This is a genomic window from Enterovibrio sp. QJM3NY_24, assembly GCF_057786035.1.
In genome coordinates this window covers 2,042,390-2,055,205 of the sequence record NZ_CM173519.1, presented here as the reverse complement: position 1 = coordinate 2,055,205, position 12,816 = coordinate 2,042,390, and the positions used below count along the sequence as shown (strand labels likewise).

Annotated in this window: 12 protein-coding genes; 3 read left to right on the top strand and 9 right to left on the bottom strand. The window is 48.4% G+C overall.

The window, feature by feature from the left end:
• Positions 1-36 precede the first annotated feature (36 nt).
• Positions 37-1,200: a pentaheme c-type cytochrome TorC gene (torC, locus tag AC3CIC_RS09005; protein WP_463471149.1), complete on the bottom strand. Its 1,164-nt coding sequence runs from the start codon at positions 1,198-1,200 to the stop codon at positions 37-39.
• Between the two features lie 412 nt (positions 1,201-1,612).
• Between torC and torR the strand changes: the two genes are divergently transcribed.
• Both torR and AC3CIC_RS08995 read left to right on the top strand, forming a co-directional pair.
• Positions 1,613-2,326 (top strand): two-component system response regulator TorR, encoded by a 714-nt coding sequence (torR, locus tag AC3CIC_RS09000; protein ID WP_026023943.1) that lies wholly within the window; start codon positions 1,613-1,615, stop codon positions 2,324-2,326.
• Between the two features lie 24 nt (positions 2,327-2,350).
• Complete coding sequence (locus AC3CIC_RS08995; protein ID WP_394210251.1) at positions 2,351-2,821, top strand: DUF2947 domain-containing protein; 471 nt, start codon at positions 2,351-2,353, stop codon at positions 2,819-2,821.
• Between the two features lie 199 nt (positions 2,822-3,020).
• Here the strand turns inward: AC3CIC_RS08995 and AC3CIC_RS08990 are convergent, their stop codons facing one another.
• Positions 3,021-4,016: a 2-hydroxyacid dehydrogenase gene (locus AC3CIC_RS08990; protein ID WP_488514374.1), complete on the bottom strand. Its 996-nt coding sequence runs from the start codon at positions 4,014-4,016 to the stop codon at positions 3,021-3,023.
• 201 nt (positions 4,017-4,217) lie between these two features.
• Here AC3CIC_RS08990 and AC3CIC_RS08985 point away from each other — a divergent pair, with 201 nt between their 5' ends.
• Positions 4,218-4,619, top strand: coding sequence for a hypothetical protein (locus AC3CIC_RS08985; protein WP_016958265.1), 402 nt, complete (start codon positions 4,218-4,220; stop codon positions 4,617-4,619).
• A 410-nt stretch (positions 4,620-5,029) separates the two neighbouring features.
• On the opposite strand, the gene AC3CIC_RS08980 is transcribed toward AC3CIC_RS08985, so the two are convergent.
• From AC3CIC_RS08980 to AC3CIC_RS08950, 7 genes are all read right to left on the bottom strand, one after another.
• On the bottom strand, positions 5,030-6,082 hold the full coding sequence (locus AC3CIC_RS08980; RefSeq protein WP_016958263.1) for a TRAP transporter substrate-binding protein: 1,053 nt from the start codon (positions 6,080-6,082) through the stop codon (positions 5,030-5,032).
• Between the two features lie 91 nt (positions 6,083-6,173).
• Positions 6,174-7,496, bottom strand: a complete 1,323-nt coding sequence (locus AC3CIC_RS08975; protein ID WP_016958262.1) for a TRAP transporter large permease — start codon at positions 7,494-7,496, stop codon at positions 6,174-6,176.
• A complete protein-coding gene (locus tag AC3CIC_RS08970) occupies positions 7,486-8,073 on the bottom strand; it encodes a TRAP transporter small permease subunit (protein WP_488514373.1) in 588 nt (195 codons plus the stop codon). Before AC3CIC_RS08970 ends, AC3CIC_RS08975 begins: the two co-directional genes overlap by 11 nt.
• Before the next feature lie 35 nt (positions 8,074-8,108).
• On the bottom strand, positions 8,109-8,822 hold the full coding sequence (locus AC3CIC_RS08965; RefSeq protein ID WP_394210259.1) for a glutamine amidotransferase-related protein: 714 nt from the start codon (positions 8,820-8,822) through the stop codon (positions 8,109-8,111).
• A gap of 9 nt (positions 8,823-8,831) precedes the next feature.
• Positions 8,832-9,998 carry an iron-containing alcohol dehydrogenase gene (locus AC3CIC_RS08960; protein ID WP_488514372.1) on the bottom strand — a complete coding sequence of 389 codons (1,167 nt, stop codon included), beginning with the start codon at positions 9,996-9,998 and terminating at the stop codon, positions 8,832-8,834.
• Between the two features lie 9 nt (positions 9,999-10,007).
• A complete protein-coding gene (locus AC3CIC_RS08955; protein ID WP_488514371.1) occupies positions 10,008-11,393 on the bottom strand; it encodes an aldehyde dehydrogenase family protein in 1,386 nt (461 codons plus the stop codon).
• Between the two features lie 9 nt (positions 11,394-11,402).
• The gene (locus tag AC3CIC_RS08950; protein WP_488514370.1) at positions 11,403-12,773 is read right to left on the bottom strand and encodes a glutamine synthetase family protein; all 1,371 of its coding nucleotides are present in this window, start codon (positions 12,771-12,773) and stop codon (positions 11,403-11,405) included.
• Positions 12,774-12,816 lie beyond the last annotated feature (43 nt).

The following is a 12,816-nucleotide window of genomic DNA, read 5'->3' as shown; positions in this document are numbered from 1 at the left end:
TTGATTGCGGACTTGTTCGCGGACAGTCCTTACCGATTAGTGCGCGCCAGCACCGCCGGTGTCGCTACCGTGGTTCTGCAGATATTTCAGCAGAGTACGCTCTTCGGTTTTGCTCAAGCGGTAATACGCGCTCATCGCTTTCAGGCTCGAAATCCAGCCATTCGCTGTGAAGTGGCCTGGTGCAGGTGCTGCGTGGCAAGAGTTACAAGAAGAGGAGTACATTTCAGATGCATAGTCCCAAACAGGATCAATGCTCTCTAACATGCCGTCTTTGGTGATGTAGGCATTCACCGCAACTTGCTTCCAAGCAATATTGGTTGCTGCATCAACTTCTTCTGAAATCACGGTTTCAGTCGTTTTCACGTCACCACGAATGGTCGCTTTGAATACACGTTTACCCATGTACTCGGTCATGACGCGGCCTTTACCGTTGGTTTCGATCCAACCTTGAATGCGCACTTTCAGCATGTCGCCTTCTTCGCCAACGACATCAACTTCAGAAGCCGGCAGCAGTTGACCTTCCACTTTGCCATTTGCATCGGCGGTGGCGAACAGGCTCTTTTCTTCCAGCGAGTAAAGCTTCGTCGCACCAGCAGGGGCAATAGCAGAGGCTGCAAGTGTTTCGAATGTCTTACGGAAGCCACCTGCCATGTTTGGCAGTTCGTGAGCAATACCTTTGTGACATTCAACACATGCCATGTTTTCTTTCGCGGCAGGGATCATCTCTTTCATCGCCTGAACCGACTGTTTGCTGTGATCCATTGCGTCGTAAGAGTGACAAGTCGTACAGGTTTTGTAGTTCTCGTCAGCCATGCGATCCCAGACTTTCTGGGCGAGTTCAAGGCGATGCTCCTCAAACTGTTCGGGAGTATCGATTTTGCCAGTGATAAAGTGGTGATATAGGTCTGTCACTGCGCCCATTTTACGCATGACTTTGCCAGCGAAATCTTTTGGCTGGTGGCAGTCAACACACTCAGCGCGAATACCTTTCGCATTGCTGAAATGGACAGATTGCTTATATTCTTCGTAGTTCTGCTGCATGGTGTGACATGACGTACAAAATTCCGTGGTAGAGAACACCTCAAAGGTTTTGTTCATCGTGACCACACCTGCGACCGCAATGACGGCACCGACCAGAACCAGCGCAATGATTGGATACTTGCGACTCGGCTTCATCAGCTTTTGCAATAGCTTTTTCATAAAAATGGATACACCCATAATGTTCTTGTAGTTAGTGATGGGCCATTCCCTGAAACGTGTTCGGAAACCCAGCCTGCGCACTTTATCTACGTGTTTTGATGCGTTATTTCGAGTGGCGCATAGTAACGATTGGATGTGAATATGGTTACGCACCAAAATGAACGGGTTTGTTCGTATTATGAAAGGATGTGAACGGATGGTTGAAAAGTTTAGTGATGCGAGTGTTATGTGCTTCTAAATCCGCTAAATATGCAGAATATGGTGGGTAACTCGCAAAAAATTAATCACCGACTATTAATCCTGTGCTGATTGCGATCTGAAAAATATGCAACAACCATGAGATAAATCAATTTTAGGGTTACCTTTGCTGGTACAGTGCCCGCCTTCATGACGATTTGTGAACAGGGCTGCATTGAGTTATCACATACTGGTCGTAGATGACGAAGTGGTTACCCGCACTATGGTGGGCGGATACTTCGAAAAACAAGGATATAGTGTCAGTCAGGCCGCTGACGGCAAGGAAATGCATAAGATTATGAATGAACGGCACGTTGACCTTGTCCTTTTGGACATCAACTTGCCGGGTGAAGACGGATTGATGTTAACGCGAGATCTTCGTAGTAAATCCGATGTGGGCATTATTTTGATCACTGCGCGCACCGATAGCATCGATCGTATCGTCGGCTTAGAAATGGGCGCGGATGACTACTGCACCAAACCGTTAGAGCTCAGAGAGCTATTGGTACGGGTGAGGAATTTGCTTTGGCGTATATCTCGCAGCAATACTGCAATGCTTGTCGAGAGTTTGCCGCCAGAAAATGATAAAATCGTTAACTTCAGCGGTTGGACCTTCGACATTGAACGCCGTGCTCTCAGCAGAGAAGACGATACAGTCAAGTTAACCAAGGCCGAATATGAAATGCTGGTGGCGTTTACTGCTAACCCAAATCGGGTATTGAGCCGCGAGCGTATTTTGAACCTTATTAGCCATCGCGTTGATGCGCCGAACGACAGAACCGTTGATGTGCTGGTTCGGCGTCTAAGAAACAAAATAGAAGCAGAACCCAAGAAACCACAGTTGTTTATTACTGTGCATGGTGAAGGTTACATGTTCGCAGGGCGATAAACGTCTCTGCGATCCGAGAGAGCTATGAATTACATTCCCTTTGAAGAATACAAACGTAAGTGGATTTTCACTCATCAGTCGATGCCTGTTGCGGAAGAAGACTACGCCGAAATTAAACCGATGACGGAAGCGCGTGGCGCGCAACTGTGGCGAGATTTCGTGAGTACCGAGAGCCCAACCCCCGATCATTTTGGCAAAGGCGATTGGGCGGCGACACAAAGTGTGTGGGAAAGCAGCGTGAACTGGCAGACACCATGGGAAGATGAAGCGGAACTCCCTGAAGAGTTTCTTGCGCATTTCCCTTGGGAAGACAATGTGGTGGTTTACTTTTGCTATGAAAAAAATAACGTCATCGAAACGCGCTGGAGTGTGTTTAAGAAATATTGGAAGAACTTCCTGTTCTACGATGACAAACCCTTGTTGATTGGACGTAAGAATAAACAAGTGGCGATGTTTGAACAAAATGGCATTGTGAAACTTGGTAACAGACCTTAGTTGCTAGTCAGCTTTTCCCATTTACACATTGTCTATGTCGACTGTTGTTACTGTGACAGAAAACACAGGTGAATGTAGATGAATAGCGGTGCTTAGAAGTGCATAGCGCTAAACAGAAAAAAGCAGAAGCAACGAGGCTTCTGCTTTTTTTGTGCTTAGCATCTTGGTGAGCGACAAATAGGGTGGTCAGGGAAGCGGTTTAAAGCGTAATAATTTCATTCCTAGATAGTTCGCCTCGCTCGAAATACGCCAAGTTCGACAACGTGGTTTCTGCAATATTACCCAAGGCCTCTTCCGTTAAAAAAGCTTGATGTCCCGTAAAAAGCACATTGTGGCAGGCAGAGAGACGCCGAAAGATATCATCCTGAATCACGTCATTCGACTTGTCTTCAAAAAACAGATCCTGTTCATTTTCGTACACATCTATGCCTAGAAAACCAATTCTTCGGCTTTTCAATGCGTCAATGGCGTCTTTAGAGTTCAATAACCCCCCGCGGCTTGTGTTAATGATCATCACACCATCGCGCATTCTTTCAAACGCGGCCTGGTCAAGCATGTGATAGTTTTCATCGGTTAACGGACAGTGCAAGGTAATCACATCTGCTGCGTTATAGAGTTCATCCAATGACACGTATTCTGCACCCAGTGCGATAGCTTTTGGGTTTTCAAAGGGATCATGAACCAAGAGTTTCATGCCCAGCCCTCTGAGAATGCGCAATGTCGCTATGCCGATTTTTCCTGTGCCTATTACGCCAACGGTACGGTTGTGAAAGTTGAAGCCAGTGAGCCCTTCAAGGTTAAAGTTAGCATCACGTGTGCGTTGATAGGCGCGATGAATATGCCGATTAAGGCTTAACATCAGCCCCACCGTATGCTCGGCGATAGATTCTGGGGAATACGCGGGTACACGGACAACTTGTAAGCCGAGCGCTTTAGCTGCTGTAAGGTCGACTTTATCAAAACCTGCACACCGCATCGCAATCACTTTCACGCCATGTTTAACCAGTTCCTCCAATATCTCCGCGTTTAAGTCGTCGTTGACGAATGCGCAAATGGCCTCAAACCCCGCGAGAAGTTGTGCTGTTTGAGTGGTCAACCTGAAATCAAAATAACTGATCTCGTGATGGAAGTTTTCGTTCCATGTGTCGAAAGACTGCTTGTCGTAAGATTTGGTGCTAAAAACGGCCACCCTCATGGTCGGACTCTCTCTTTGCTATTGTGATGTGCTATTTAAAAACCATGGCTGACTCGCGACATTCGTTCAATGCCCGATAATGGGATTTCACTCAATTAGTGCCCAGTTTGTCTTTCACATTTAAATTGCCTTTTGGCGTGAAACTTGCAATTGTTTTTGACATTGCCACAGGCTAAAAACGAATAAGAAAAGGGACTTAGCATGAAGAGGGTACTTGGGGTCGTAACGATATTGTTGGTGTTAAGTGGCTGCTCTTACGTGCCAACGTATGGCGTGCACGGAAAGTTGTTATCGACAGAGCAACAAATTGTTGACTGCCAATACGAAACGGCACTCGATACGTTGCAGCGATTTACCGTGGTGGGCAGTTCGAAAGAAAAAGCGCGGGCATTTGAGTTCATGGGTGTGGTGTATCAAGAAAAAATGGATTTAGAAGCTTTCAACCATACTGTCGACCGTTATTTGTTTAACTCGGTAGGGCGTGGCGAGGATCGTGCTGTTGTTATTCAAAACTGGAATGAAACGCGACGATATATTCGTGAAAAGCGCGTTTATGTACTTGGGCAAGCCGAATGCGCGACCAATTTTGTGACATCGGGCTGATACCAAGATCTCATTTATCTGTGATCTTGTTTCCACCCTTTAATGTGGATCGCATTTTTAATGCATCTCACTAATAGATAAAGGAACTTTATTAATTACCTCACAGTTTTCTTATTCATCAAGTACTAAATTAGTCCTGCGTTCAAAATCAGTCAGTAATGCTGGCCGCCACTTATAGACTGATTTTTAACCACAACGACTTTCATTTCTTTCTGGTTTGGTTGTATAAACTGAAGGAAATAAATGAGAGGGCGGAACTCTAAATCCGCCAGTAAAAACACGAGGAAAACCAGTGTCGGTATTGGCCTATTGACGCTGGTTTTTTTCATTTCTGCCGTTTGTGATTTTCCGAAGCTGAAGCCAAAGAAAAAGCGGCAATGATCAGCCGCTTTTTTGCTCAGATTATCCGATTACGAATTGCGATAGGGCTTACCTGCTTTTTCCATCACACCCGCATACTCTTTGAAGATCTCGACCACGCGTTTGTTACGTGGGCTGGTTTCTGCAACTTCGTCCCAGAACTTGTAAGCTTCAACTTCCACTTGGCGCCACTCTTCATCTGGAATGGTGGTTAGCTGCATTTTAGTGCCTTGGGTTCTAAGCTTGGCTTCGCCGCCCCAGTACCAATGCTGACGATAGTAGTGGGATGTATCCATCATCATATTGAATAATACTTTCAGGTGTTCTGGCAGGGCGTCCCAACGCTCCGAGTTGGCAAAGAACGAGCCGCACCATGCCCCAGAAATATTGTTGGTTAAGAAGTAGTTAGTCACATCTGCCCAGCCGACGGTGTAATCTTCTGTAATGCCTGACCATGCAATGCCGTCCAGTTCGCCTGTTTGTACGGCAACTTCTACGTCTTCCCATGGCAGAGTGACGGGAATAACACCGAAGCGTGACAGGAATCGGCCTGCGGTTGGGAAGGTGAAAATACGTTTACCTTTCAAATCCGCCAGACTGTTAATGGGTTCAACAGTGGCAAAGTGGCAGGGGTCCCAAGAGCCGGCACTTAGCCACGTGACACCTTTCACTTCGTCATAAGCTTCTTTCCAGATCTCCTTTAAACCGTACTCTTCAAAAAGCACAGGCACATCGAGGCTGTATCTTGTTGCGAAGGGGAAATACCCACCAAACACGGCAATGTCCACGGGTGCAGCGATTGAGTCATCGTCACTTTGTACAGCGTCGATGGTTCCTCTTTGCATTGCGCGGAACAACTCACCCGTTGGGACAAGCTGGTCGGCGAAATACAACTCGATCACCATCTCGCCATTGGCTGCAAGGTTAAAGGCATCAACAGCGGGTTTGATTACGTGTTCTGCTAGTGCTGGCCCAGCATAGGTTTGCAAACGCCAACGAATAGGTTCTTTGGCGGAAACTACGGCAGGTGCGCCCAATATTGCCGTTGCACTGCCCGCACTAACTATCCCTGCTTTCTTCAAAAAATCGCGTCTATTGCTCATAGCGGTGTCCTTTTCACGTCTAAGTTAGATGTTGCATTTTTAGGTCTTACATTCTTGCTTGTCTCACTTTTGAGTTTAGAACTGGTTTCAATTATCGGCTGTAATGCCATTCAGGAAGCCACAATGCGACCTGAGGGAAAATCATCACAATGGCTAACGCGCACATCATGATGATGACAAAGGGAATGATGGAGCGATAAATATCAGTGAGCGACACCTCTGGAGGCGCCATTGCTCGCATCAGGAAGAGGTTGTAGCCAAATGGCGGCGTCATGTAGGCAATCTGACAAGTGATGGTGTAAAGCACGCCATACCAAATCAAATCGAAGCCGAGTAGTTTCACCAGAGGCACGTATAGCGGCGCGACAATCACCAGCATGGCGGTGTCATCAAGGAATGTACCCATGATGAGATAAGAAAGTTGCATCAAGATAAGAATTTCCCAAGGCGTTAAACCCAGTCTCTCAACGAACAAACCTTCTATTGCTTTGACTGCACCAAGGCCATCAAACACGGCACCAAAACACAGCGCGGCGAGAATAATCCACATGAACATGCAGCTAATGGCGAGGGTTTTGCGCAGGGTATTTTCTATGACTTCTTTCGTCATGCGACGCTTGATAATGGCCGCGACCGTCGCCGATAACGCACCAACCGCAGAGCTTTCCACCAAGCTGGTGACGCCCATGAGAAAGAGGCCAGTCATGGAGAAGAAAATAGCCAGCGGCAACACACCTGCGCGCAGTAACTTAAGTTTCTCTGCCATGGGTACATTGCGTTCTTCTTCTGAAAGCGCAGGACCAAGTTGGGGTTGAAGCTTGCAGCGGATAACGATGTACAACACGAACATGGCGGCCATGAGTAAACCTGGGAACACGCCTGCCAGCCAAAGCTGCCCAACAGGTTGTCGCGCGATCATGCCATATAGCACCAGTACCACGCTTGGGGGAACGAGTATCCCAAGAGAGCTACCAGCTTGAATAACCCCTGTGACCATGATCTTGTCATAGCCTCGCCGAAGCAGCTCGGGAAGGGCGATACTGGCACCGATGGCCATGCCCGCCACACTTAGGCCATTCATGGCGGAAATGGCGACCATCAACAAAATGGTGCCGATAGCTAGCCCACCATGGATGGGGCCCATCCAAACATGGAACATTTTGTACAAATCTTCTGCGATGCCAGACTCGGACAGCATGTAGCCCATATAGATAAATAGCGGCAATGTGAGCAGCGGATACCACTTCATCAGTTTCATTGCGGCGCCAAAAGCGATTTCAGACCCGCCATCTCCCCACAGAAATAATGCGGCGATTACCGCGACAGAGCCGATGGCGGCAAACACGCGTTGACCTGTTAGCAGCATCAGCATCATGGAAGAAAACATCAGCAGTGCGATTAATTCATAGCTCATTGCGCGTCTCCTTCTGCAGATCGACGGGCGGATCGAGAGGGGCGCGCAGTTTGGCGATGTCTTTGAGCATGACGGCAGTGGCCTGCAAGATCATAAGGAAGATACTCACGCACATAGTGATTTTGATGGGGGACATATAAGGACGCCATGCAGAGTAGCTGCGTTCGCTATATTCCAACGCATACGAGGTGCTGGAAATGCCCCCGTAGAGTAATACGCCAAGATAGAAGAGAAGGAAAAGCACGGTGACACAATCCACCAAAGTTTTAGTGCGAGGCGACCAGCTTCCATAGAGTAAATCCATACGAACGTGGCTATTCAGTTGCATGGAGTAAGGGACACCCAGCATGTAGTAAGCCACCATGACAAACTGTGCCATTTCGAGTGTCCACAGAGATGGGAAAAAGAAGGTTTTGGTGACAGACGAATACACGAGAATGCCGAGCATCAGAAAAATGAGATACATGGCGAATCGACCGACATAGTAGTTAATCGATTCTACAAATCTCACATAAGCCGCCAATGGTGAGGGAAGGTACGCTAGTGTGTCATCGGCTTCTTCGCGGGTAGAGTCCATGAATCATGTCCTTATGATTATCACTCGCTACTGGCTTAATTTTTTGCTGCTTGGTGCAAAAAATTCAATAGCCATCGGGTGACGTTGTCGCTGTCCGACGTTTGGGTCAGTGATGCTTGACCGTTATCGATGACAGCTTCGGGAATGCGATCGCGCCTGGCTTCCATTAAATCGAAGGAGTAGGCACGGCTGAATTCAGGGTGTCCTTGAATGGCAAGAAAGTGGTTGTCCACGGTGAACATACCGATGGGACAAAATTCACTTCCTGCTAGGTTTTTACCTTTGTCTGGCAGAGTGACGACCTGGTCTTGATGGCTGACCACCAAGGAAAAATCGTTGCCGTCTGAATCAATCCAATCTTGTTTTGTATTGAGTTGACTGGTGGCAATACCGACGCCCCAACCCCGTTCAGAACGTGCGACTTCGCCGCCCAATGCTCTGGCCATCATTTGATGACCAAAACAAATGCCCACCGTTGGCTTTCCTTGCGTAAAAAGGGTGCGAACAAAGGCTTCAAAGGTTTTGATCCACGGTAAGTCGTCATAAACGCTATAGCGACTGCCGGAAATAATGTAGCCATCGCAGTCATCAATATTTTTCGGATAATTTCCATCGATGACGCGATAAAATTGCAGCGATAAACTCGGGTCCGCACGCAGCAAAATGGCGGCAAACATATCGGGATAGTTGTTATGTACTGGCTGAAGTTCAGCCTTTACATCGTCACAGAGTAAAATGCCAACCTGCATAAATCCTCGTTATACGCCATTTCCGTTCACAGCATCTGAGAACAACTGGCTGTATTGCGTGGCGGTAAATGAAATGGGGTTGCCGCCCGCTGAAGGATCATGCAATGCCATGCTTCCGACCAACTCGGCGTCTTCATCTGAGAGGCCAATCTCTGCCAATGTGTGAGGAATACCCACAGATTTTCTCAATGCCAGTACCCAATTCAGCACAGTGTCTGTGCCGGATTCTTGTATGTCGAGATCAAGGTAGCGAGCCAGTCGTGTCATTTTTTCTTCGATTTGTTCGCGGTTGGCATTGAGCACATAGGGCATCAAAATGGCGTTCAGCAAACCATGGTGACTGTTATATAGCGCGCCAAGGCTGTGGGCGATGGCGTGCATCGCACCCAGACCTTTTTGAAAGGCCGTCGCTCCCATGCTTGATGCCACTAACATTTGGGTACGGGCTTCTATATCTGCGCCATTTTCGACGGCTATCGGCAAAAAGTTTTTGACCAAGCGAATGCCTTCAATCGCAATCCCTTCTGCCATTGGGTGATAGAACGGCGAACACAAGCCTTCAAGATTGTGAGAGAGGGCGTCCATTCCAGTAGCTGCAGTAATATGTGCAGGCAGACCAACCGTCAGTGTTGGATCCAGAATCACCTGTTGTGGCACCATGGCGGGATGGAAAATGATGATTTTTCTCTTCTCCTGCTCATTGGTGATTACGGACGCGCGGCCGACTTCTGAGCCAGTGCCTGCAGTGGTAGGAATTGCGACCACTGGCGCAATTCTTTCTTCGTTAGCGAGCATCCAGTTATCGCCCACGTCTTCAAAATCCCACAATGAGCGTGATTGCTGCGCAGACAGCGCAATAGCTTTAGCGCAATCGAGTGCGGAACCACCACCAAAGGCGATCACGCCGTCATGATTTCCTTCAATGAATGCGCGATTTCCATCTTCAACATTTTGGCCGGTTGGGTTGCCTTGAATGTCGCTAAACAATGTGGCCTCAAAGCCTGATTGCTGACAAAGCGTCATCACTTGTTTTGTCATGGGTAGAGCGGCAATACCGGGATCGGTGACCAGCAGTGGCCTGCGCATTCCCGCCTTCTGACAGGCGTCCGGCAGATTTTCTAACGCGCCTTCACCAACGACCATGGCGGTTGGGTAATTCCAAGATGAGATGCTCATGGTTTGCTCCTAAACGCGCTTGAAGTGAAAAGATTTTGGCCGAGTCAGTTGCTCGAAGCCTATTTGCGAGAGTGTGCAGCCACGTCCGCTGTTTTTTACGCCAACCCAAGCCAATGCGGGGTCGAGGTAATCACAGCGATTTAAAAATACGGTGCCAGCATCAACGCTATCTGCCCATTGCTCGCCTTGCGCTTCGTCTTGGGTAAAAATTGCTGCCGTTAAGCCAAATTCACTGTCATTCATTAAGCGAATTGCTTCGTCGTCGGTTTTAACTTTCTGTATACCAAGCACGGGGCCGAAGGTTTCTTCCGTCATGACACGCATGGAATGATCAACGTTGATTAACAACTGAGGCGCAAGATAGGGCGTACCCAATTGGTCAGCAGGGAAGTCGGCTGCATCAATCAGTCCTTTCGCGCCTTGGGCAATGGCTTCGGCTGTTTGTCCGCGCACAAAATCTGCGGATGCTGTTCTGACGAGTGGACCTAAGTTGGTTTTTGGGTCATCGGGACGACCAAGTTGGTATTGTTTGACCAGATCAATGGATTGGCTGACGACATCGTCATAAACACTTTCATGAACGTACAAGCGCTCCATGCCACAGCATGATTGACCTGAGTTGAAGAAAGCGCCATCAATCACGGTGTCTACCGCATTTTTGATATCGGCGTCGTGACGAATATATGCAGGGTCTTTGCCACCTAACTCTAGGCCAGTACTGATAAATCGACCTGCAACCGCACGCTCAACCACCTTGCCGCCCGGCACTGAGCCAGTAAATGCAATGTGTCGAATACTTTCTTGTTGCATAACGGTTTCGGTATCTGCGTGGGAGAGATGCAAATATTGGAAGACACCTTCGGGAATGCCTGCTTCTATAAACGCGGCGACCATACGTTCTGCGCACAGTGGTGTTTGTGCAGAATGCTTGAGAACAACGGTATTGCCCGCTAGCAACGCAGGTACAATTGCATTCACCGCGGTGAGATAGGGGTAATTCCAAGGCGCAATCACGAAGACGGTGCCAAGTGGAACGCGCTTGATGTAGCGACGAAACCCTTGTTTTTCTGGGAGCATGATCGGTGCAAGCGCTTCTGGCGCAATCTTGATCATGTGTGTGGCGCGTTCTTCAAAGCCGGCCACTTCGCCCTTGGTGTAGGCAATGGGACGTCCCATCATCCAGCTCACCTCTTCTGCAATCGCATCTTGGTTAGCCACAAAACACGCCACGGCTTTTTGACAAATGGCTTGTCTTGCTTCTAGTGGTAATGATTGCCAGTGCGTTTGCGCCGTTTGCGCTTTGTCTAAAGTATCGTTGATCTGCGCCGAATTCGCGTAAGGGCGTTCGACATACACACTGCCATCAACCGGTGTGATTGTTTGAAAACGTTCCATGTTTAGCACCTAGATAATTTCGAAATAACGGTCTAATTCCCAATCGGTCACGTGTTTGCGGAACTCTCTTTCTTCCCATTCTCGTGAGGCAGCAAAGTGTTCAACAAAGGCTTCTCCTAGCATGGATTTGGCAGCATCTGAGTGTTTGAATGACTGCGCTGCTTCCCAAAGCGTACGAGGGAGCTGAAGTTCCTGTGGATGCGTCATTTCATACGCATTACCGATGATGCGGTCATAAGGTTCGAGTTTGTGTTCAATGCCATACAGACCGGAGGCCAGCGCTGCAGCGAGTGCGAGGTAAGGGTTCGCGTCTGCTGCGCCTAGACGATATTCAATGCGCTGAGATTTTTCAGAACCAGGAATAACACGTAGTGACGTGGTGCGGTTTTCGACGCCCCAGGTTGCATCGGTTGGTGCCCAAAAGCCGGGGATCATGCGTGAATAGCTGTTAATCGAAGGTGCAATCATGCACAAAAACTGTGGCATGAGGCGCTGCTGTCCTGCCAAAAAGTGGCGCTGGATATCACTCATGTTCAGTTCAGCATCTGGCGCATAGAACGCGTTTTTCCCACTGGTTTTGTCTCGCAGCGAAATGTGAATGTGACCGCTTTGACCGGGGTAATCGTTACTCCACTTCGCCATAAAGGTTGCCATCATGTCGTTTTTCTGAGCGAGCACCTTCATGTAGGTTTTGAACAACGCCGCTTTGTCGGCTGCATTGAGTGCGGAGTCATAGGCGAGCGCCGCTTCGATCACGCCAGGACCTGTTTCTGAGTGAATGCCTTCAATGGGGAAATCCATGGATTCACTCATGGCGAGAATGGCTTTATACAAACCGGAATAGGTTGAATTACGAATCATTGAATAGCCGAACCAATCGGGCGTGATGGTTTTGAGGTTTCGGAAGCCTTTCTCACGCACTGATTGAGGCGTTTCATCGAAGATAAAGAATTCGTATTCGAGCGCAGCGTAGGCGTCAAAGCCCATTGCTTCGGCTTTATCGAGTACGCGTCTGAGGGTCGCACGTGGGCACACGGCTTCAGCCGCGCCTGAAAATTCTGCAATAAACAGCACCATGCCGTCTTCGTCGAGCACTTCACGGCAGGTTTCAGGCAAGATCCGTGCAGGGGCATCAGGATAGCCTGTGTGCCAGCCTGTGAATTTCACGTTGTCATAAAGCTGGTCTTTAACATCCCAGCCTAAAACCACATCACAAAAAGCAAAGCCGCCGTCTAAAGATGAGAAGAATTTCTCTTTCGACATGTACTTACCACGCATGACGCCATCGCTATCGAAAAGTCCCACTTTGACATGAGTGAGTTTTCTCTCTTCGACGATGTGCTTTGCGTCAGCGATTGTTTTTACTTCGCGCGCTTCCATTCCCGCTCCTATTTTTGCCAATATCATGCTTGCCGAACGGCTC